Source organism: Altererythrobacter sp. KTW20L, assembly GCF_023501975.1.
Taxonomy (GTDB): domain Bacteria; phylum Pseudomonadota; class Alphaproteobacteria; order Sphingomonadales; family Sphingomonadaceae; genus Alteraurantiacibacter.
This window is the reverse complement of record NZ_JAMFLH010000006.1, coordinates 63,448-83,629: the sequence shown is the minus strand read 5'-3', so window position 1 is coordinate 83,629 and position 20,182 is coordinate 63,448. Positions and strand designations below refer to the sequence as shown.

Annotated in this window: 17 protein-coding genes and 2 tRNA genes; 10 read left to right on the top strand and 9 right to left on the bottom strand. The window is 63.5% G+C overall.

The window, feature by feature from the left end:
- Positions 1 to 31 precede the first annotated feature (31 nt).
- The 3 genes from M3P36_RS07390 to M3P36_RS07380 all read left to right on the top strand — a co-directional run bounded on the left by M3P36_RS07390 (position 32) and on the right by M3P36_RS07380 (position 3,149).
- Positions 32 to 1,114, top strand: coding sequence for a fatty acid desaturase family protein (locus M3P36_RS07390; RefSeq protein ID WP_249702608.1), 1,083 nt, complete (start codon positions 32 to 34; stop codon positions 1,112 to 1,114).
- A 92-nt stretch (positions 1,115 to 1,206) separates the two neighbouring features.
- Entirely contained in the window at positions 1,207 to 1,530 is a 324-nt protein-coding gene (locus M3P36_RS07385) for a hypothetical protein (RefSeq protein ID WP_249702607.1), read from the top strand.
- Between the two features lie 83 nt (positions 1,531 to 1,613).
- Entirely contained in the window at positions 1,614 to 3,149 is a 1,536-nt protein-coding gene (locus M3P36_RS07380) for an MBL fold metallo-hydrolase (RefSeq protein WP_249702606.1), read from the top strand.
- Positions 3,150 to 3,153: 4 nt separating this feature from the next.
- Here the strand turns inward: M3P36_RS07380 and lptG are convergent, their stop codons facing one another.
- From lptG to M3P36_RS07355, 5 genes are all read right to left on the bottom strand, one after another.
- Complete coding sequence (lptG, locus tag M3P36_RS07375; protein ID WP_249702605.1) at positions 3,154 to 4,275, bottom strand: LPS export ABC transporter permease LptG; 1,122 nt, start codon at positions 4,273 to 4,275, stop codon at positions 3,154 to 3,156.
- Positions 4,244 to 5,491: an LptF/LptG family permease gene (locus M3P36_RS07370; protein WP_249702604.1), complete on the bottom strand. Its 1,248-nt coding sequence runs from the start codon at positions 5,489 to 5,491 to the stop codon at positions 4,244 to 4,246. The genes lptG and M3P36_RS07370 overlap by 32 nt, the downstream gene beginning before the upstream one ends.
- 113 nt (positions 5,492 to 5,604) lie before the next feature.
- Positions 5,605 to 6,012 carry an ATP-dependent Clp protease adapter ClpS gene (gene clpS, locus M3P36_RS07365; protein ID WP_249702603.1) on the bottom strand — a complete coding sequence of 136 codons (408 nt, stop codon included), beginning with the start codon at positions 6,010 to 6,012 and terminating at the stop codon, positions 5,605 to 5,607.
- 160 nt (positions 6,013 to 6,172) lie between these two features.
- A complete protein-coding gene (locus M3P36_RS07360; protein WP_249702602.1) occupies positions 6,173 to 7,000 on the bottom strand; it encodes a phasin family protein in 828 nt (275 codons plus the stop codon).
- 115 nt (positions 7,001 to 7,115) lie between these two features.
- Positions 7,116 to 9,017: a PHA/PHB synthase family protein gene (locus M3P36_RS07355; RefSeq protein ID WP_249702601.1), complete on the bottom strand. Its 1,902-nt coding sequence runs from the start codon at positions 9,015 to 9,017 to the stop codon at positions 7,116 to 7,118.
- Positions 9,018 to 9,166: 149 nt separating this feature from the next.
- On the opposite strand from M3P36_RS07355, the gene M3P36_RS07350 reads away from it, so the two are divergent.
- The 4 genes from M3P36_RS07350 to M3P36_RS07335 all read left to right on the top strand — a co-directional run bounded on the left by M3P36_RS07350 (position 9,167) and on the right by M3P36_RS07335 (position 14,397).
- Positions 9,167 to 10,366, top strand: coding sequence for an LL-diaminopimelate aminotransferase (locus tag M3P36_RS07350; RefSeq protein WP_249702600.1), 1,200 nt, complete (start codon positions 9,167 to 9,169; stop codon positions 10,364 to 10,366).
- A 107-nt stretch (positions 10,367 to 10,473) separates the two neighbouring features.
- Complete coding sequence (locus M3P36_RS15250; RefSeq protein ID WP_249702599.1) at positions 10,474 to 11,247, top strand: winged helix-turn-helix domain-containing protein; 774 nt, start codon at positions 10,474 to 10,476, stop codon at positions 11,245 to 11,247.
- Between the two features lie 60 nt (positions 11,248 to 11,307).
- Positions 11,308 to 12,735: an MFS transporter gene (locus M3P36_RS07340; RefSeq protein ID WP_249702598.1), complete on the top strand. Its 1,428-nt coding sequence runs from the start codon at positions 11,308 to 11,310 to the stop codon at positions 12,733 to 12,735.
- Positions 12,736 to 12,747: 12 nt separating this feature from the next.
- Entirely contained in the window at positions 12,748 to 14,397 is a 1,650-nt protein-coding gene (locus tag M3P36_RS07335) for a dihydroxy-acid dehydratase (protein ID WP_249702597.1), read from the top strand.
- A gap of 25 nt (positions 14,398 to 14,422) precedes the next feature.
- Here the strand turns inward: M3P36_RS07335 and M3P36_RS07330 are convergent, their stop codons facing one another.
- Positions 14,423 to 15,388: a sensor histidine kinase gene (locus tag M3P36_RS07330; protein ID WP_249702596.1), complete on the bottom strand. Its 966-nt coding sequence runs from the start codon at positions 15,386 to 15,388 to the stop codon at positions 14,423 to 14,425.
- A 252-nt stretch (positions 15,389 to 15,640) separates the two neighbouring features.
- Here M3P36_RS07330 and M3P36_RS07325 point away from each other — a divergent pair, with 252 nt between their 5' ends.
- Positions 15,641 to 15,847 carry a cold-shock protein gene (locus M3P36_RS07325; RefSeq protein ID WP_249702595.1) on the top strand — a complete coding sequence of 69 codons (207 nt, stop codon included), beginning with the start codon at positions 15,641 to 15,643 and terminating at the stop codon, positions 15,845 to 15,847.
- Between the two features lie 323 nt (positions 15,848 to 16,170).
- On the opposite strand, the gene M3P36_RS07320 is transcribed toward M3P36_RS07325, so the two are convergent.
- Complete coding sequence (locus M3P36_RS07320; RefSeq protein ID WP_249702594.1) at positions 16,171 to 17,664, bottom strand: FAD-dependent oxidoreductase; 1,494 nt, start codon at positions 17,662 to 17,664, stop codon at positions 16,171 to 16,173.
- A gap of 113 nt (positions 17,665 to 17,777) precedes the next feature.
- On the opposite strand from M3P36_RS07320, the gene M3P36_RS07315 reads away from it, so the two are divergent.
- Together M3P36_RS07315 and M3P36_RS07310 are read left to right on the top strand one after the other, a co-directional pair.
- A tRNA-Cys gene (locus tag M3P36_RS07315) sits at positions 17,778 to 17,851 on the top strand.
- A gap of 60 nt (positions 17,852 to 17,911) precedes the next feature.
- Positions 17,912 to 17,987, top strand: a tRNA-Thr gene (locus M3P36_RS07310).
- Positions 17,988 to 18,235: 248 nt separating this feature from the next.
- Here M3P36_RS07310 and M3P36_RS07305 read toward each other — a convergent pair.
- Together M3P36_RS07305 and M3P36_RS07300 are read right to left on the bottom strand one after the other, a co-directional pair.
- Positions 18,236 to 19,246 (bottom strand): DUF8611 domain-containing protein, encoded by a 1,011-nt coding sequence (locus M3P36_RS07305; RefSeq protein WP_249702593.1) that lies wholly within the window; start codon positions 19,244 to 19,246, stop codon positions 18,236 to 18,238.
- Between the two features lie 118 nt (positions 19,247 to 19,364).
- Positions 19,365 to 20,108, bottom strand: coding sequence for a hypothetical protein (locus M3P36_RS07300; protein ID WP_249702592.1), 744 nt, complete (start codon positions 20,106 to 20,108; stop codon positions 19,365 to 19,367).
- Positions 20,109 to 20,182 lie beyond the last annotated feature (74 nt).

Sequence of the window (20,182 nt, the reverse complement as noted above, 5' to 3'; positions counted from 1 at the left end):
CATAACGGAGTTCGCTACAAGTCCTTTTGCCATGACCGCCATCCAGACGATCATCCCGGCCCAAGATGCCCCTGCGGCCTTGCTGCGCAAGTCCGAAATTCCGGATGACAAGGACCTGCTGCGCGCCGCGGCCGAGCTGACCCGCGACATCAGCGTGGCGAGGCCGGGGATCTACTGGCCCGACATGCTGCTTTCTACCGCAGTGGGCTATGCTGCCCTGGCGAGTGCGATCCTGCTGGAGCCTGTCTGGCTGGTCGTGCTGAGCGGCGCGATCAGCGTGATGGCGCTCTATCGTGCCTTGCTGTTCATCCACGAGATTACCCATCTGCACAAAAAAGCCCTGCCCGGCTTCCGCACCGCGTGGAATGTGCTGGTCGGCATTCCTCTGCTGACCCCCAGCCTGCTGTATGAACAGGTCCACACGATCCACCATTCGCGCATGCGCTATGGCACGGCGGAAGATCCGGAATACCTGCCGCTGGCACTGATGAAGCCGTGGAGCCTGCCGGTGTTTATCCTTGTCGCACTGCTCGCCCCGATCGGCCTGCTGGTGCGCTGGGCCATTCTTGCGCCACTGGGCGCGCTGTTCCCGGCCGTGCGCAAGATGGCGTGGGAGCGGTTCTCGTCGCTGTCGATCAACCCCGCATTCCGCCGCCGCGCCCCCGAGACAGAGGAGCAGCGCCGCTGGTTCGCCTGGCAACAGGCGGGCGCGAGTGTCTGGGCACTGTTCCTGCTGGCTACGCCGTTCTGGCTGGGCTGGAAGCCGCTGCTGGTGGCGCTCGCCATCACCTCGCTGGTGGCGGTGTTCAACCAGCTGCGCACCCTCGTCGCCCACCTGTGGGAGAACGATGGTGAGCGCCTCAGCGTGACCGCGCAATACCTCGATTCGGTCAATGTGCCGGGCGTGGTGGCGGGCTTCTGGGCGCCGGTAGGCCTGCGTTATCATGCCACGCACCACCTGCTTCCCAGCCTGCCCTACCACTCGCTGCACGAAGCGCACCGGCGCATTTCCGCCCACTTCGCCGAGCCGCAGGCGACCTATCACGGCGCGATCCATCCAGGTATGGGCGTGCTGGTGATGAAGATCGCCCGCAGCACGATGCGCCGGGGCTAGGGCCTGACGCCCATTCCTCCAGAGAAGAGAACCATCGGCGTGTTCGCCCGTTCAATCCGGCAGAGGACGGAGCGGGGGCCAATGGAGACGAAATGCACCTGAAAACTGCCTCACTCGCCGGAAGCCTTGCTCTTACTACCCTGCTCGCAGCCTGTTCGACCGTAGTCGAGAACCGCGTGGAGACCGGACTGGTCGAAGCCGGCCTTCCCGTCAGCCTTGCCTCCTGCATGGCCGAAATCTGGGCGGATGACCTGTCGGTTGACCAGATCCGCGGCATCCAGCGTTTTGCCAACGCCGTTCGCGAAGAGGACGAGCGGCTGACCGTGGGCAGGCTGATCGGCCACGTAGGCGACTGGAACGATCCCCGGGCGCTGGCGGTGGTGACAAGCTCGGCAGCGCGCTGCGCTGTGCGCTAGGCCTGAAATCGCAAGACAGTTGCATCGCCACTCCGTTGCTGGTCAATTCCCTCCCATAAGAAATTCCTGGTGGAGGAACGGGCATGGGCCACAGGGTCATAGTAATGGTTGCGGCCTTGCTGGCCATGCTCAATCCCGCATCGGCTTGGGCGCAATCGGAAGCCCGCGAAGTGCTGGAACAGGCCGCCGAGGCAATGGGCGGGCTGGAGCGGCTGCAGGCCCTCGACAATGTCGTCTATACCGGCTTCGGCCAGCGCGCATACTATCAGGGCGGCGGCAACATCACCGGAGACCCGCAGGCGCCGATGAAGTGGCAGCAGCTGGTCGATGTGCAGCGGACATTCGATTTTGCCAGCGGACCCTGGCCCGGTGGCCGTGCCCTGTACCAGGAACGCTGGGGGCAGGAATTCCCATTCGCCGGTTTCTTCGGTCTGAACTTTGAGCGGCGCACCACGATGCAGCTCCATCGCGAACTGCTCGACCATCCGCTGCCAGCCCTGCTCGCCGCGCTCCATTCGAGCACCACGCTGGGACAGTTCACGCAAGAGGACGGTTTGCTGGTCGTGCCCTTCACCCTGTCCAATGGCGGCACCCGTGCGTGGCTCGCGATCGATCCAGTCACGCACCTGCCGCGCTTCTCGCGCTGGGTCAGCGGCCACGCCAACCTTGGCGACCTGACGACCACCGCGTGGTATTCCGGATACCTGCCGTTCGCGGGCGTGCAATTGCCGATGGGGCTGCGGCAGGAACTGGACTGGCGGAGGACGACCAACCTGATGTTCCAGGTGGATTCCTACCGGGTGAACGTGGTGCCAGAGCATCTGCCGAGGTTCCCCTTGCCAATGCTGGCAGAACGCACCCCGCCCCCTCAGGCTCAGGTCACCGCGCTGGCCCCCGGCGTGTGGGACGTGAGGGTGGACGGCGCGGGCGGGCCAGTGATGGAATTCGCCGACCGGCTGGTGATGTTCGAAGCCTATGGCGGCGGGGCTCAGACGCTGCTCAGGATAGATGCGGCCAATGAACTCGTCCCCGGCAAACGGGTGGAGGCGGTCATCGTCAGCCACCACCACTTTGACCACACTGGCGGCCTGCGTGCAGCAGTTTCGCGCGGGTTGGAGGTGATCTCGCACCGGGGCAACGAGGGGATCATCCGCGACATGGCGACCCGCCCGGCCATGCATTTCCCAGATGCCCTGGCGCGCAATCCGCAGGTGCTGCAATTCACCCCGGTCGATGATGTGCTTGTGCTGGAAGACGCCATGCGGCGGCTGGAGATTTACCGCGTGATCGAACATGGCCACATGCCCGATGCGGTCTTCGCCTATCTGCCAGCCGAGCGCCTGATGATGGAAGGCGACCTGGGGGACGAGGCCTGGCAGCTCCACTGGTGGGGCAGCGCCTATCGCGCCAACATTGCCCATCGCGGTATCGATCCGGCGCGCAACGTCGCCGTTCACGGCACCGGTGCGCTGTCGATTGACGAGACCCTGGCCAACACCCGCCGCCAGATCGCCGCAGCGGTGCAATATTGCGCCACGGCAGAAGGGGGCGGGCGCTATGTCATGGGTTGCCCGGTGCAGTACGATGTCGATGGCCCGGTGGCGCTGGTGCCGAGGTAGCGCGCTATTCCTCGGTCCTGATCAACACGGTCTCGCCAACCAGGAAGAACAGCACGAATGGGGACCATGCGGCCAATAGCGGCGGGTATCCGCCGAAACTGCCCAGCGCCAGTGCCGCGTTCTCGACCACGAAATAGGCAAAGCCCAGCGCCATGCCGATCACCGCGCGGATGAACAGGTTGCCGCTGCGCGCGAGGCCAAAGCCTGCCACCGCACCCAGCAACGGCATCAGGATCGAGGACAGGGGGCCTGAAATTTTGGCCCACCAGCGGCCTTCAAGTTCCGCCGTGCGGCGGCCCGCCGCCTTGAGCGCGGCGATCGACTGCGCCAATTGGCCCAGCGTCTCGGCATCGGGATCGACCCGGCGAAGGGTCAGCTGGTCCAACGTGGTGCCCGGCGCCACCATCACGGGCTCCGGCGCCTCGACCGTTCGCGTGGTGGCGACGGAGAATATCTGCGCATCCTCCACCAGCCACCCGGGCGCGGCATAAGTAGCCCGGCTGCCGGTGATCTGGCGCGAGATCATGCCGGTGTCGTCGCGTTGATAGAAGGTCACGCCGGTCAGCACGGTATCGGCCCCCAGCCCTGTCTGCTGGCGCGCCATCAGCACGTCGTTGCCATCGTTGAAATAGACATTGAGCCGGGTATCGGGATCGTCCGGCACCACGCCGTAATCGACCGCTTCCCAGGCCTTCAGCGTGGCCGTGGCGCGCGTCACCACCCGCTCGTTGAAAGTGAAGCTGATGCCCGCCACCACGGTAGCCGTCAGCAGCAGCGGGGCAAGGATCTGGTGGGCCGAAAGCCCTGCCGCCTTCATCGCGGTGACTTCCGAATTCTGGTTCAGCGTGGCGAGCGTGATGATAGTGGACAGCAGCACCGAGTAGGGCAGGAAGCGCCGCACCAGTTGCGGGGCGCGCATGGAGGCATATTCCAGCAGCTCGGCCTGGCCGTTGCCGGGAAAGGCCAGGATATCGCCCGTGCGGCTGAGCAAGTCGAGCATCAGCAGCACAAGCACCAGCATGGCAAGGACCGCCACGATGCGCACGATGAACATCTTGGCGAGGTAGATCGTCAGCCGCCACGAGGGGAAAAAATCAAGCACTGGCAGGCACTTCCATCTCTTCATCGTCCAGCGGCTCGTCCTTCATCCTGCGGCGGCGGGCGAACAGGCGCTTCACCTGCCGCGCCAGCTTGGCATAGATGTTCTCCAGCCCGCCGATCGGCTGCCCGCCGGGCACGAAGGCGATCTGGTAGAACATCCAGGCGATGATCGCGAACATGATGGCAAACGGCCCCCACAGGGCCAGGAACGGATCGACCCGGCCAAGCTGGGCCACGCTTTCGAAATACTGGTTGATCTTGTGGTATGACACCACGATCACGATCGACAGGAAGATGCCGAGCGCCGAGGTGGAGCGCTTGGGCGGCACAGCCAGCGCGACCGCCAGCAGCGGCAGCATGATCATCATCACCACTTCGACCATGCGGTAATTGAAATTGGCCAAGCTGCCGGTCCGTTCTTCCGGCGTGGCATCGCGGCTCCAGCCGATTTCGAGGAGTTCGGGGATGACGAATTCGCGCGCGTCCTCGCCCCTGTCGCGGAACCGTTCCAGCGCGGGCAGGTCGATCGGCAGGTCGTGCTGGCTGAAGCTGAGCACCCGCGGGGTGCCATTGGGTACGTCGTGGATGATCGTCCCATCGGTGAGGCGCAGGACGATGGTGTTGCGGTCCTCGCGGTTGGCGAGGAAGCGGCCTTCGCGGGCCGAGATCGACAGCACCTGTCCGCTGTCGTTTGCCACGCGGGCGAAAATGCCGCGCAAGTTGCGCCCGTCCTCGCGGCTCTCCTCGATCCGCAGGGCCATGCGGTCCTCGATCGCCACGAACTCGCCCACGCGGATCGATGCACCCAGCGCGCCCGATTGCAGCTCGAACTCCATCTCCTCATAGGCAAAGCGCGCCTTGGGCTGGAGATAGCCGACGATCACGAAGTTGAGGCCCAGCAGCACAATGGTGATGAGGTAGGGCACCCGCAGCAGCCGCAGGTAGGACCAGCCGACCGCGCGCATCACGTCCAGCTCGCTGGTGGTGGCAAGGCGGCGGAAGGCGAACAGAATGCCCAGCATCAGGCCCAGCGGGATCGCCAGCCCGGCATATTCGGGGATCAGGTTCATCAGCATGCGGAACACGACCTGGATCGGCCCGCCTTCGGTGGAAACGAATTCGAACAGCCGCAGCATCTTTTCCAGTAGCAGCAGGCTGGCCGCGAGCACGAAGATGCCGATCATCGGCACCATCACGAGCCGGAAGATGTAGCGGTCAGTGGCGGTAATGAAGCGGGACAATCGGGAAAGGCTCGCTCAGGCTTGGGGCGGGTTGCTGTGTGGTGGCCTTAGCCGCATTCGCGCCAGAGGTCATGTGCTTGTTTGGCAGCCGCTACTGGCTGGAAGCTGAACGCTCAGGCTTTCTCCAGCGTGCATTGCAGCGGGTGCTGGTTCTCGCGGGCAAAATCCATCACCTGGTTGACCTTGGTTTCGGCCACTTCCAGCGGGAAGACACCGCACACGCCCACGCCGCGCTGGTGGACGTGGAGCATAACGCGGGTGGCCTGTTCCAGGTCCATGCGGAAATAGCGCTTGAGCACCAGCACGACGAATTCCATCGGCGTGTAGTCGTCGTTCAGCATCAGCACCTTGTAGCGGCTGGGCTTCTTGGGGCGCGTGCGGGTGCGGGTGGCGAGGCCGACCTGACCGGAACCGCCATCATCGCCATCCCCGGGGGTGCCGCCCTCGCCCGGACGATCATCGTCATCACCCGCCATATGCGGGGCGCGAAGCGGCGCGGGATGTGGGACGTGGCTGACCATGAAGGGGGGAATATCGTATCGGACGGACGTGGTGCAAGATGCGGCATGCGAAAATACCGCCCAAAGGCAAGCGGAGCAAACGCAAACGGGCCGGGCAGTTGCCTGCCCGGCCCGCTCGTTTCGCCGGAGGGAGAGGAGAGGAGAGTCCGGCGAGAGAGAGTTAGGCCGCCTTCGACAGCTTTTCGACTGCCAGGTTCACGCGGGCCGAGATCGGCGCGATCGCCTCGTTCGCCAGCTTCATCGCGCCTTCCGAACCCTTGGTTCCGGTGGCGACGAGCATGTCGAAGTTGCGACGCATGATCTTGCCCTGCAGCTGGAACAGCTCGGTCGGGCTCTTCACGCTGGCCATTTCCTTCAGGTCGGCCGAGATGGTTTCGTAAGCCGACTTGGCTTCATCGGCATATGTCTTGCCCATGTCCTGCAGGCCGGTGGCGACGATCTTGCCGCTTTCGACCAGCGCTTCGACGTTGCCCTTGGCAAGGTCGGTCATTTCCGAAACCATGCCGGTGCCCTTTTCATAGGCGGCCTGGGCCTTGCTTTGCATTTCGCTGACGGCATCGGTCATCGACTTGCCCATGTCCGAGAAATCGGCGGGCATGCCGGGGAAGGCACTGGTGAAGCTGTTCTTGGTAGCCATGATCTTTTCCTTCAATTCTGAAACAGTGTGAGTCTTGGTGGGGGCAGGAGCGGGCCGGTGGGTGGCCTTCTTCGCTTCTGCCGGGGCTTTTTGGGCGGCTGGCTTGCGCCGGGAAACGGGCTTGCGGACCGGCTTGGGCTTTGCCTTGGGGGCGGGAGCCGCTGCCTTGGGTGCCGTGGGAGCAGGAGCCTTTGGAGCCGCTGCTTTTGCCGGGGCCGGAACAGGTTCCGGCTTGGCTGCAGGCTTTACCGCCTCAACCTTCGGCTCCGGCGCGGCACTGACCGCAGGGGTCGGCGCGCTGGCGGCGGGTGCCTTGGGTTCTTCCCGGGGCTGGTCCTTCGGTTCTGCCATAAGTCCTCGAATTCATGCTCACAGCATCATGCTGCAGTGCACAAATAGCCATCGCATATGCGAAGGTCAAGGGAAAATGTTGCACTGCACCATAAGCGGCAGAGGCGGTCTGTGTTCAGCGCAGGCGGACGAAGCGTCCCGGCGCATCCTCGATCGCGGAATTGCCCCTGCCGCCGGGCACGCGCCGCCCCTTGGCCGCAACCCGGTCGGGCGCGATACCTTCCAACCATGCGAGCCAGTCGGGCCACCAGCTGCCCTTGTGCTCGCTGGCCGCCGCGACGAAATCTGCCAGCGAGGCGGCGTGGTCAGGGCCGGTCCAGTACTGGTACTTGCCCGCCGCCGGTGGATTGATGACGCCGGCAATATGGCCGCTGCCCGCCAGCACGAACCGCACCGGCCCGTTGAGCAGGCCCGGCAGCATGAACACGCTGTCGGGCGGCGCGATATGGTCTTCGCGCCCGGCCTGCACATAGGCCGGCACCTTGATCCGGGTCAGGTCGATCGGCGTGCCATCGGCGCTCAGCGCATCGGGCACCACCAGCAGGTTGTCGCGGTAGCAATCGCGCAGGTACGCCTCATGCCATTTTGCGGGCAGGTTGGTGACATCGCCGTTCCAGTATAGCAGGTCGAAGGCCGGATAGTCCTCGCCCAAGAGGTAGTGGTTGACCACATAGTTCCAGATGAGGTCACTGCCGCGCAGCAGGTTGAACGTGGCCGCCATATAACGCCCGTCGAGAAAGCCCCCCTGGCTCGCCTGCTTGATGAGCTCAAGGTGGGCATCATCGACAAACAGCTTCAATTCGCCCGCGTGGGAAAAATCGACCTGCGCGGTGAAGAAGGTCGCGCTCGCCACCTTGTCCCCCTCGCCCCGTTTCGCCAGCACGGCCAGCGTCGCGGCCAATGTGGTTCCGGCCACGCAATAGCCGACAGTGTGGACAGCAGGCACTTTCATCCGCCGCCGCACCTCGTCGATCACCTGAAGCTGTGCGCGGACATAATCGTCCCAGCCGATGTGGGCCAGGCTCTCGTCGGCCGAGCGCCAGCTGACCACGAACACGCTCACGCCCTGGTCGACCGCCCATTTCACGAAGCTCTTCTTCGGGTTGAGGTCGAGGATATAGAACCGGTTGATCCACGGCGGGAAGATCACCAGCGGCACCTCCAGCACTTCATCCGTGGTCGGGGTATAGTGGATCAGCTGGAACAGCTCGGTCTCGAACACCACCTTGCCCGGCGTTGTGGCCACGTTCTCGCCCAGCACGAATTTGCTGGCGTCGGTGTGGGTCAGCTGCCCCTTGTCGAGATCGGCGGCGAGCCGTTCCATCCCCTTGACCAGGTTCTCCCCCTGGCTTTCGATCGTGCGTTCCAGCACCACCGGGTTCATCAGCGGGAAGTTCGACGGACTCATCGCATCCAGCACGCCGCGGGTGGCAAAGCGCAATTGCGCCCGCTCGTCATCGTCCAGCCCCTCGACCTCGTCCACGCTCTGCGCTATGCGTTCGGCCAGCAGCAGGTAGGTCTGGTGCAGCAGGGCAAAGACCGGCTGTTCGCGCCAGGCGGGATCGGCAAAGCGGCGATCGAAGCGCGGGAAATGCGGATCGGTGGCGCTCCGCTCGTCCTCCTCCTCGCCCTCGGGCGTGAAATGGGTGAGGATCTGTTCCCACAGCTCCACCCCTTCGTTCCACAATTCCTGCTGGCGGGCGGGATCGAGCGCGGGCATCTGGCAGTACATCTGCTGCATCAGGTCCAGCCACTGCGCCGGATCGGCCAGTAGCGGAGCGGGCAACGTGCCGCCGTGGCCATCGGGCCGGGTATTCATGCGGAACCAGTTTTCCTGGAAGGCCACCATGGCCTGCCCCAGTTCGGCGATATCCTTTTCATCGGGCAGGGCTGGCACGGCCTCGGGCGCCCAAGCCTGCATCACCTGCCGCGCCGCTTCGCCCTGGATACGCAGCATTTCGGTGAAGATGTCGGTGACCTCTTCACTCTTGGGTCCAGTTTTTCCGCTCTTCGCCATGAAACCACCATAGAGGCTAATTTGGCATTTGGGAGACACCCCTTGCCTCTGTATGCGCCCACATTGCGCTTGCGGCCGGATTCGGCCACATTGCGCGCCACTCACGCCGACCTAACCGTAAGCAGAAACGAGACAAAGAAAACAGATCGATGGACACCGAATTCTACCGCATCAAGCGCCTGCCGCCCTATGTCATCGCCGAAGTCAATGCGATGCGCGCGGCCGCCCGTGCGGAAGGACGCGACATCATCGACCTGGGCATGGGCAATCCCGACCTGCCGCCTCCGCAGCATGTGATCGACAAGCTGTGCGAAGTGGCGCGCAGCCCCGATGCCCACGGCTATTCGCAGTCCAAGGGCATTCCCGGCCTGCGCCGCGCCCAAGCGAACTATTACCAGACGCGCTTCGGGGTCGAGGTCGATCCCGAAAGCGAAGTGGTCGTCACCCTTGGCTCCAAGGAAGGCCTCGCCAGCCTGGCCACCGCGATCACCGCGCCGGGCGACACGATCCTGGCACCCAACCCTAGCTATCCGATCCACACCTTCGGCTTCATCATTGCAGGCGCTTCGATCCGCAGCGTGCCGACCACGCCAGATGCGCGCTATTGGGCCGAACTGGAAAAGGCGATGAACTTCACCGTTCCGCGCCCCACGGTGCTGGTGGTGAACTACCCCAGCAATCCCACCGCCGAAGTGGTGGACCTGGCGTTTTATGAAAAGCTGGTGGACTGGGCGCGCTTTCACAAGGTGTGGATCCTGTCGGACCTGGCCTATTCGGAACTCTATTACGACGGCAAGCCGACGCCTTCGATCCTGCAGGTGAAGGGTGCCAAGGACGTGGCGGTGGAGTTTACCTCGCTGTCCAAGACCTATTCGATGGCCGGCTGGCGGATCGGTTTTGCCGTGGGCAATCCCACGCTGATCTCGGCGCTGACGCGGGTGAAAAGCTATATCGACTATGGCGCCTTCACCCCGATGCAGGCCGCCGCCGTGGCGGCGATCAATGGCCCGCAGGATATCGTGGAGAACAACCGCGCGCTCTACCACAAGCGGCGCGACGTGATGGTGGAGGCGTTCGGACGCGCCGGGTGGGACATCCCCGCCCCGCCAGCCTCGATGTTTGCCTGGGCCCCGCTGCCGCCGGCGCTGAAGGACATGGGCAGCCTGGAGTTTTCCAAGCAATTGCTCACCCATGCCGAAGTGGCCGTGGCGCCGGGCGTCGGCTATGGCGAGGACGGGGAGGGCTTCGTGCGCATCGCCATGGTCGAGAACGAGCAGCGGCTGCGGCAGGCTGCGCGCAATATCAAACGCTATCTGCAAAGCATGGGTGTGAATTCGACAGCCGCCTGACACCTTCGGGGAGAGGTTCAGGGGGATCGGGGGGAATGATACGGAGTTGAATCCGCTTCCTGTTTGCCCTTGCCATCAACAAGCCGACAAGCGGCGGGAGTGGCAAAGTGAAAACCTTCGGCTGGGTGGCCGCTGTGGAAGAACCGCCGTGCTGCTGGGACATGCGGCAGGTCGGCTGGCACCTGTGCCATGGCGAACACGGCAACAGGGCCGATTGCAAGCATGTGCTTCTGTGCGACGTGCGTCACCTGTCGCAATCCCAGCGGGTCGGCCTGGCCGAAGCCGACCGGCCTGCCTGGCGGCTGATCCTGCTGGGGGTGGAAGAACCTGGCGAGCGGGCGCAACTGCTGTCGATCGGTTGTGCCGAAGCCCTGCCCGCCGCCGTGCCCTTGCGCGAATTGAGCGCGCGGGCGAGCCGCGTGGACGAAATGTTCGGCCTTCTGCCGCGCTGGCGTTCGGTCGGGCCGCTGACGCTCGACCTGTTCCACCGTGACATCCGCGTCGGCTCGCGCTGGCTCAACCTCCACCCACGTGAATTCGGCGTGCTGTGGCGGTTGGCCGACCGGCCGGGCGAAGCCGTGACCCGCAGCCAGTTGCTCGCCGATGTGTGGCGGTTGAGCCACGATCCGGGGACAAACAGCGTGGAAGTCCACGTCTCGCGCCTGCGCTCCAAGCTGGCGGCGGCGGGCTGCGACAGGCTGGTGGAGACCGTGCCGCAGGGCGGATACCGGCTGGCAAGCGGGGCGGTTCCCTTCATGTTTGCCCGTGCCCTGGCAGAAAGCGACCAGCTTGACCGCTACCTGCGGCAGATCGACTGGCCTGCGGGACAGAGCCCCGCCATTCCCGCAGACGGCGACACTCTGGCACAAAATGGTAGCTAGATAAGCGCGGCGGCTGGCTCTATCGTCCCGCCATAAGAGTTGGTGGGATGAGGATCGAATATGGCCGACACGCGCGGTGCGACACTCGATGTCGCCCAGTTCCTTCAGGGTCTGAAGTTCAACCGCTATCACGTCTCCATCCTGATCCTGTGCAGCATGGTGACGTTTTTCGACGGGCAGGATTTCTCCGCCCTCGCCTATGCCATGCCCTATCTGCGCGATGACATGGGGCTGACCAACGACATGACCGGCTATGTCAGCTCGGCCGCCTTCCTGGGGCAGATGATCGGATCGCTGTTCGGATCGTACCTGGGTGACATCTTCGGCCGCCGTCCGGTGATCCTGTGGTGCACCATCGGCAGCGCCGTTTTCACCACGATGGTCGGTTTTGCCTCCAGCGCCGAAGAACTGATCGCCCTGCGCTTCATATCCGGCCTCGCCATCGGCGGTCTGCTCGCTCCGGTCTGGGCGTTGAGCGTGGAATCGATGCCCAAGTCGATGCGCGCGACCTCGGTCACCATCATCATGATGGGCTTTTCCTTTGGCGGTGCCAGCGCCGCGCCGATTGCCAACTGGGTAGCCCCTGTACTGGGCTGGCAGGGCATTTTCTGGGTCTGCGGCGCGATGACCGGTGTCTTCGCCATCATCCTGCTGTTTACCCTGCCCGAAAGCACCCGCTGGATGGTGGCCAAGGGCAAACCGGCCAGCAGGATCGCACCGCAACTTGCGCGCTATTCCCCCGGCTTCGATTCCAGCGGTTACGCCGCGTTCGTCCTGGGAGATGAGCGCAAGGTGGAAGTGAAGGACTATGCCGAAAACACCGTGCTGGTGCGCATGGTGAAGCAATACTGGGTGCGCATGAGCGAGCTGTTCATCGGCCGCCTGCTGTTCATCACCCTGCTGATCTGGGCGGCCTATTTCTTCTCCAGCTTCGCCATCTACCTCAAGAGCGCCTATGGGGTTATCTTCCTCGAGAACCTCGGCATCATGCGGCAGAACGCGGCATGGCTGGGGATGATCACCTCGATCGCCGGTGCGCTGGGCGGCGTCTTGCTGCTCGCCATGACCGAGCGGCGCGGGCCTGGCTGGATCACCATTGCCCCGCTGATCGGGATTCCCTTCACCCTGCTGATCGGCTTCGGGTACGTGCTGGGCGGGCCTGCCTTCATCCCCGTGCTGCTGATCAGCGCGACCATGGTGGGCGCGGGCCATGCGGCGGTGATTTCCATCACCACGATCTATTATCCCAGCGCGGTGAGATCGTCGGGCGGCGGCTGGGCCAGCTTCATGGCCAAGTTCGGCGCAGTGGCGGCCCCCATCTTCGGGTCGCAGTTCCTCGCCGGACAACAGGGCGCACTGGATGGTTATGTTTTCACCGCAGGCTGCCTGTTCGGCATTATCGTCTGCCTGCTGGCGCTCGCCTGGTTCGCGCGCGGCATGCGCGATGGTGACCGGCTCGCCAAAACCACTCCCCAGCCTGCCGAATAGGATACCACCACAATGACCCTGCGTTCGCTCGCCGCCAACTCGCCCGGCCGTCGCGCCAACTGGAAGGCGCTGGGCCTGTCGGCGGAAGACATGCTCAAGCCCAAGATCGCGGTGGTCAATTCCTCCAGCGAGTTGGCGATCTGCTATGCCCACCTCGATGGCATCGCCAAGATTGTGAAGGAAGCGATCCGCGAGGCAGGCGGCATGCCGTTCGAAGTGCGCACCGCTGCGCCCAGCGATTTCATCACCGGCGCGGCCAAGGCCGGTTCGTATATCCTTGCGGGGCGCGACATCATTGCCAACGACATCGAAGTGCAGGTGGAAGCCGCGCTCTTGGATGGCATGATCTGCCTGACCAGTTGCGACAAGACCCCGCCCGGCCACCTGATGGCGGCCGCTCGCCTCAACCTGCCAACCATCCTGGTGATCGGCGGCTACCAGCAGGCAGGCGCAATCGATGGCGAGCCGGTGGACGTGGAGGATGTCTGGTCGGGCCAGATCGGTGAGCGGTTCGGCAAGAAGCCCAAGTTCCCCGTGGCCGATATGGCCGAAAACGCCATCATGGGCCCCGGCGTCTGTGCGGGAATGGCCACGGCCAACACGATGCATTCGGTGGTCGAGGCGCTCGGCATGGCCCTGCCCGGCCACGCGCCGGTCCGCGCCAACAGCCCCAAGATGCAGGACAACGCCCGTGCCGCCGCACGCCGCATCGTGGAAATGGTCCACGAAGACCTGCGTCCCCGGCAGATCATGACCGAGGGAGCCTTCCGCAACGCAGTCGCCACCGTGCTCGGCGTGTCGGGATCGATCAACGCCATCAAGCACCTCCAGGCCACCGCCATCGAAGCGGAAATGGATCTCGATATCTTCGCCCTGTGGGAGGAGATGAGCGACGTGCCGGTGCTGTCCGCTGTCCGCCCCACCGGCGATGTCCGGATCGAACAGTTCGAGGATGCCGGCGGTGCGCGGGCCGTGCTCAAACGCCTGCTGCCGCGCATCAGCGGCGATGCCCTCACCTGCACTGGCAAGACCCTGGCGGAAAACCTGGCGGACTATGAAATCGAAGGGCCGGACGTGATCGTGCCGATGGAAAACCCCGTCGGTCCCGGCCCGGCCATCGCCATCCTCAAAGGCAATTTCGCCACCAGCGCCGTAGTCCGCCTGGGCGTGCGCGACGGTTCGCGACCCGAGGAGTTCGAAGGCCCGGCCCGCGTGTTCGAGAGCACGGCCGACTGTATGCAGGCCATCGAGGATCGCGTGATCCAGCCGGGCGACGTGGTCATCAGCCGCAACCAGGGCCTCAAGGGCGGTCCGGCCATGGGCGGCGGAGCCAGCCTGATCCTGTTCGCGCTCGATGCGGCGGGCCTCGCCAAGACCACCGCCTTCGTCACCGACGGGCAGCTATCGGGGCTCTGTCTCAAAGGTCTCACCGTGGCCGAAGTCAGCCCGGAAGCGGCGACCGGCGGCCCTATCGGCAAGGTGCGCGATGGCGACATAATGCGCATCAGCGTGCAGAACCGCTCGATTGACCTCGACGTACCCGCAGACGAACTGGCCACGCGCGATGGGCCGGGATACCGCACGCCTGCCACCGGCTACCTCGCCAATTTCCGAGATGTGGTGCGGCCGCTCGATACCGGCGGTGTGCTGTTGCCCGAATAGTCCTACAAGCGGGCTCAGGCCAGGCTCAGGACTGCGGCGAGACATCCCTGACCGTCAGATGGCAAACCAGGCCATCGGGCGCGAAATCCAGCGTAACCTCGGTCAGCTCGGGCTGGCGGCGCAGCAGTTGCGACCCCATGCCCTGGCGCGTCGGTGTCTGGACCTGTGGCCCGCCCCGCTCGCGCCATTCGAGTTGCAAGTGATGCTTCGCCGGATCGATCCGCCAACTGATTTCCACCCGTCCTTCGGACGCGGACAACGCGCCGTATTTTGACGCATTGGTGCACAACTCGTGCAGGGCCAGCGACAGGGGAACGCAGGACCTGCTGGGCAATTGGCAGGCCGGGCCTTCCAGCACAAAGTTATCTGCCGCGCGAAATGGTGCCAGCGACGATTCGAGCACTTTTGCCAGCGACTTCAACTGCCCGGCCTCGGTGCCCAGCAGGCTGGTTGCCCGCTGCAAGGCTTCGAGCCGCCCGGTCAGCGCCGTGCGGTACTGGTCGGGCGGGGAATGGCGCGAAGTCATGGCCGCAATCGCACCCACCGTGGCCAGCATGTTCTTTACCCGGTGAAGCAACTCGTACTTGAGCATTTCCTCCCGCGCCTTGGCCGCTTCGACCTGCCGCACCAGCCGGCGGGCGAATTCCGCCGTGGCCAGCAGCACTGCACAGGACAGGAAGAACAGGCCGACCAGCAGGAGGTCCACCGGCGCCAGCACATCCAGCGGCTCGTACATCAGGATCCGGTTGGCCGCGATTCCGCTGGCGAGAGTGACTACCGCGCCCCAGCGCCAGCCGAGCAGCAGGGCCACCAGTAGCACGGCCGGAAAGAAGGTGGTGAACGGCACGCCCGAGGTGCCCCCGTCGATCGCCAGCCGCAGGGCCAGCGGGACCAGCACGGCCAGCGCGCTCCACCCCAGCGCCGAGTGGAACGGATGATCCGCCAGGATCGCCCGCTTCAGTACGGGGAAACGCTCGATCAGCCAGTCCATTGCACCTGTTCCCACGCAGTCCGGCCGAGGGCGGCGGGAGAGCAGCGCGCGGTCATTATCCGACCTATCGTACTGTGCCAATCCCGCCCCTTGTTATCGGCCAATATCTCCCCATATACGTTAAGCTTACGTCGCATGCGACGGATATCGGGTAGCTCAAGACTTCTCCTTGTCCCTTTCTAGCCTCTCATAGCCGGGATGCACCGCTCTTGGTGCATGCCCGACATAAACAACGGACAAAGGATACCCGTTATGACTATCGGAACAGTAAAATTCTTCAACCCTGACAAGGGCTTCGGCTTCATTGCGCCCGAGGGCGGCGGGGACGATGCTTTCGTGCACATCTCGGCCGTGGAACGTGCCGGCATGGGCACGCTGGATAAGGACCAGCGCGTTTCCTACGACCTGGAGAAAGACCAGCGTGGCAAGACTTCGGCCGTGAACCTCGCGAACGCCTAAGGGCCGACGTTCGAGGGCCAACAGGCCCGTCCAATCCAATTGGGCGAAGACAATCAGGGGTGCGGGTAGCTTCGGCTTCCCGCACCCCTTTTTCGTGCCTGGGCGCGGGGGCACTTTCCTACAGGGCAGGGCCTGTGCCAGCGGGGCGAGGCTCTTTGAACAGTCTGCCTCGGCGTGTTTCTCCCACCCCGGTGTCACTTTGTCCGCGCAGGGTGAGACAGGCGGCAAACCGGCACAAATGCGCCATTTTGCCCGCCTGCCAGGCGACCGGATAAAAGTGACAGGGTGTCACTTGTGTCACCTTCGGGTAGCGCCGATCCGGTTCAGGCGGCCCCTTCACCCGCGAGTGCAGCCTCGCCTGCGCGCGCATCATGGACCGCCGCGTCGTCGGTCAGGTGTGCGCCCTGTTCGCGCAGCACCTTGCGGATCGCATCGACCTTGACCGCGCGCGGCTCGATACCCGCATCAGCTGCCAGCGCCGCGCCAACCCCCGCCGCGTGGCCGGTCAGCCAGCACTGCGGGATCTCGCGCATGAAGCCGTGGCTGTTCGCATCGCAGCTCACATGACGCCCGCCGACCAGCAGGCCATCGAGCGCCCGCGGCACCAGCGCGCCGTATGGCACGGAGACCACCGGGAACTTGGGGCTGATCGAAGGCGAGACGCCGACCTCGTCCGGCGCAGGCGTGCCGCGCGGCCAGTCCTTGCGCTCGATCCGCCCCAGCCCCGCCAGCCGCCGCGTATGGCGCACGCCAAGCTGGCTGGCGCTCTGGAGGCTGTAAACATGCTCGAACCCGGGCGCATGGCGGCGGAAGAACTGGCAATGTCCTTCCATCAGCCGGTGGCTGCGGATTTCCACCTCGGTCTGGTCATCCACGTCGAGCGCGCTGAGGCCCGACTGGCGCGGCCCAAGGAATAGCGCGATGTCCGGCCGCCAACTGACATAGGGCGTCTGGAAATAGCCCAGCTCCTGTCGCCCGCGCTCCATGAACTGGCGCAACTCGTCCGGATGATGGACCTTCCAGTCAATCCACCGGTCCATGTTGACCCCGCCCAGCACCCAGCCGGTGTTCATCGAATGGTGGACATCGCCTTCCTCGATATCGGTATCGAATTCCGCCCCGGCGCGGGCGAACATGTCGCCATCGCCGGTGGTGTCGACCACCACCTTGGCGAGCAGCGCGTGGCGGCCCATCTTGCTTTCGAAGATGACGCCCTTCGCCGCCCCGTCCTCGACCAGCGGCCGCGCCGCCCAGGCGTGGAACACGATCCGCACGCCCGCCTCCAGCAGCATCTCCTGGTTGTTGAGCTTCATCCGCTCGGGGTCGAGCGTCGGCGCCCACTGGACGATGCCATGGAATGCCGTGGTGCGGTTGCGCCAATATTCGAACTTGTCCACATCATTGCTGCCCCAGTCCTCGCGCGGAGGGCCGGCCACGGCCTCGGGCGGCATGCGGTCGATGAAGTGGCGGGCATAGCCCTGGATCACGTGGTTGCCATGCCAGTCCGTCATCCGGTCGATCCACATGACGAGCCCGCCGGTGGAAAGCCCGCCCAGGCAGTTGTAGCGCTCGACCAACGTGACATCCGCCCCGGACTTCGCCGCCGCCCAGGCCGCCGCGCAGCCCGCAGGGCCGCCGCCGATCACCGCCACGTCGCACTTGTGATAGACCGCGATGTCGCGCGCCTCCTCGCGCACGGTGCCCGAACCGTTGGGCGGCGGCAAGTTACGCGCATTGCTCTCGAAGACGTCGGAGCCAAGAAAGCGCTCCTCGCTGTGGCCTTCCACACGTTGCAGCTTGGGTTTGTCGTCGGCCATATCGGCGCAGTCCACTCCATAGTTCGTGCTGCCCCCTATCACAGCCAACGATTCAGATTGCAACGCGGGTGCCCATTCGCTAGTTGCCCGCGCTCTGTCGCATGGGAATACGAGGCCCGATGGCGGAGTGGTTACGCAGAGGACTGCAAATCCTTGCACGCCGGTTCGATTCCGGCTCGGGCCTCCATTCCCCGCCCATTGCACCCCGCCCCGGCGGACGATATGGGCGCGGCAGGCATGATGGTGAGCCGCTTTAGCTCAGTTGGTAGAGCATCGCATTCGTAATGCGGGGGTCACAGGTTCGAGTCCTGTAAGCGGCACCATCACTTTCAGTAGGAAATCCCGAGACTTGCTGCTGAAAGTGCTTTCGGCTTGGGAGCCAAATGGGTACTGTTTGGGGCGCTTTGGCTTGAAATCCGCGCTGAACCCACGGTAAAACCTAGGCAGTGGGTGCTGCTAAATCGCCGAACGGAAGGCTACTGCAGGCGTCGCCTACGTTCGCCCCTTAACTGTCTTCCCTTGCGATAGCGAGGCGCGCTCACGCGCAAGAGAGAACAGCATTGAACCAATTTTAGGGGGCTAAGGGCGCTGCCGTGGCGGGATTTTTTCGGTTTGCCCAGAGTTCTGCCATGTCGACTTCAGCCATAGCTGCCTTCATTTTCGTGACCGCGTTATCCGAGAAGCACGAAATTTTCTGGGACCCAAATTCAAAGACGTGAATGCAGGCTGGGTCCTCATCAATCCCGAGGAACGCTCGAAGGACTTTTGCCTTTGGCGGGGTCAAGCCTACCTTGGCTGCCAAAGGTTTGGCTTGAAGGTGAAACTTCTTTCTCAGGTCGATTTCTCGAACGGCAGCAGCAGCGGAGGGGTCATCTCCACCGACATACTGCACAGGTGCGCCATGCTTCTTGCTGAAATGGACAGTTAGGTTGACGCCCTCGCCGTTGGTAGTCGTCCCAACGGTCGCAAGGCGAGGAAACACGGCCTTGAGCTCCGTACCGCCGCGCATGGCCTTCTCAATTCGGTCGATATCCCGTTCCGAAATCTCCACCTCGTCAGTGACGATGGCTTCCATTGCCAACATTGATCGAATTCGAGCTCGTGCCTCATCACGTGCCCTACGTCCCGGCTTCAGAAGTTCCACCACGAGGGTAAATTCTTTATCGATGAGGAATTCGAAGTCGCCGGGAGGCATCGTTGAGATAGGCAGCACACGAGGAGGGATATGGTTGGCGAGTGCATCATCGAGAATTCGCTGGAGGTAGGCGTCAAAGCTAGTGATTAGAGCACGTGTCTGGAGGTAGAGGAGGTCTTCGGATACAAACACGAACCAATGCTGAGCGGCATCGCGCAAGGCATCGATCGCGCGCATAATACCTGCTTCGTCGTTGGTCAGCCCGTGACTAGCCTGGCACAGACCGAGGCATTTCTCAAAGCCGATGGAACGACCAGTCCCTTTATCGAAGACTTTTGCCTTTTTCTGAACCAGGACGGCCTTCAGCAGCATCTCACAGGCGTGCTGCAAATTCATGAGAACTAGGGTGACACGGCCTTCATCGTCGTAGCTATTGAAAGCAGTCATGGCGGTTCGCAACGAGCCTATTGCTTTTGTCTTCAACGTTCGAGCGTCGCGTACTAGTTTCATATATCACCTTGGTGAATTTCAGTGCGAGAGTGGGTAAGATCAGGCGTAGGCTCAATCATATCCGAGTTGACGTCGGCTGGTTGACCAATCGCTCCAAACTCTGCTGCCATGAAGCCTTGAACGCCGCATCGTTGGCGAACAGCTTATATAGCTCCAACTCGTCCTTGCGGCGCATCAGCATCACCTCCTTGAGCATCTTTTCGAAGGCCAATTCCCGGTTGTGCGGATCGGGATTGTTTTCGTATTTGGCGGCGAAATCCGGGTGAGCCTTGATGCTGTTGGCGATGTTGACGAACTTCACCCGTTGCTCTTCGGGCGTCGCACTCCAACCCTGAAACCAGCGTTCATTGAAGCTGCGCACGATTTCATCTAGCGGGTCCTTCTGCTCATCTGTCTCATGCGCCCCTCTCGGGTTGGGGTTTTGCGGATCGAGCTCAGTTTCAGAAGCGTCCAGCCCGATGGCGTGATTAAGCTTCACCCGTTCTAGCCCGTATGATGACAGGTCAACGGCTTCCAGCAATGCGTCGAGCGTCACTTGCGTTGGGTCATCGATCTTCAGCTTGGGGATCAGGAATTTCAGGAACCAGAACAGCTTTTCCCAGGCGACAACCTCAAACGGCATGATAGATGCCATCTGGCCGTAGATCTTTACGAACTGCTTCGCCTTGATCTTGAAGTCAATCTGGGCGTCGATTTCCAGCTCCAACCCGCTGGTAAACCGGCTGGCCGCCACATCAATGATCACGCTCAGCTTCTGCGCATCCTCGTTTCCGAAATAGCGCATGGCGAAGTCCTCCACCTCGGACCATTCGTAAAACCCCGGGCGGCAAACTCATGACGGTCACGCCGTGATCTTCCACCAGACACCTTCGC

Excerpts from the sequence above, each read along its gene's own strand:
- M3P36_RS07390 (WP_249702608.1), top strand. The coding sequence starts at position 32 with ATGACCGCCATCCAGACGATCATCCCGGCCCAAGATGCCCCTGCGGCC.
- M3P36_RS07385 (WP_249702607.1), top strand. The coding sequence starts at position 1,207 with ATGCACCTGAAAACTGCCTCACTCGCCGGAAGCCTTGCTCTTACTACC.
- M3P36_RS07380 (WP_249702606.1), top strand. The coding sequence starts at position 1,614 with ATGGGCCACAGGGTCATAGTAATGGTTGCGGCCTTGCTGGCCATGCTC.
- lptG (WP_249702605.1), bottom strand. The coding sequence starts at position 4,275 with ATGAAGAGATGGAAGTGCCTGCCAGTGCTTGATTTTTTCCCCTCGTGG.
- clpS (WP_249702603.1), bottom strand. The coding sequence starts at position 6,012 with ATGGTCAGCCACGTCCCACATCCCGCGCCGCTTCGCGCCCCGCATATG.
- M3P36_RS07360 (WP_249702602.1), bottom strand. The coding sequence starts at position 7,000 with ATGGCAGAACCGAAGGACCAGCCCCGGGAAGAACCCAAGGCACCCGCC.
- M3P36_RS07355 (WP_249702601.1), bottom strand. The coding sequence starts at position 9,017 with ATGGCGAAGAGCGGAAAAACTGGACCCAAGAGTGAAGAGGTCACCGAC.
- M3P36_RS07350 (WP_249702600.1), top strand. The coding sequence starts at position 9,167 with ATGGACACCGAATTCTACCGCATCAAGCGCCTGCCGCCCTATGTCATC.
- M3P36_RS07340 (WP_249702598.1), top strand. The coding sequence starts at position 11,308 with ATGGCCGACACGCGCGGTGCGACACTCGATGTCGCCCAGTTCCTTCAG.
- M3P36_RS07335 (WP_249702597.1), top strand. The coding sequence starts at position 12,748 with ATGACCCTGCGTTCGCTCGCCGCCAACTCGCCCGGCCGTCGCGCCAAC.
- M3P36_RS07330 (WP_249702596.1), bottom strand. The coding sequence starts at position 15,388 with ATGGACTGGCTGATCGAGCGTTTCCCCGTACTGAAGCGGGCGATCCTG.
- M3P36_RS07325 (WP_249702595.1), top strand. The coding sequence starts at position 15,641 with ATGACTATCGGAACAGTAAAATTCTTCAACCCTGACAAGGGCTTCGGC.
- M3P36_RS07320 (WP_249702594.1), bottom strand. The coding sequence starts at position 17,664 with ATGGCCGACGACAAACCCAAGCTGCAACGTGTGGAAGGCCACAGCGAG.
- M3P36_RS07305 (WP_249702593.1), bottom strand. The coding sequence starts at position 19,246 with ATGACTGCTTTCAATAGCTACGACGATGAAGGCCGTGTCACCCTAGTT.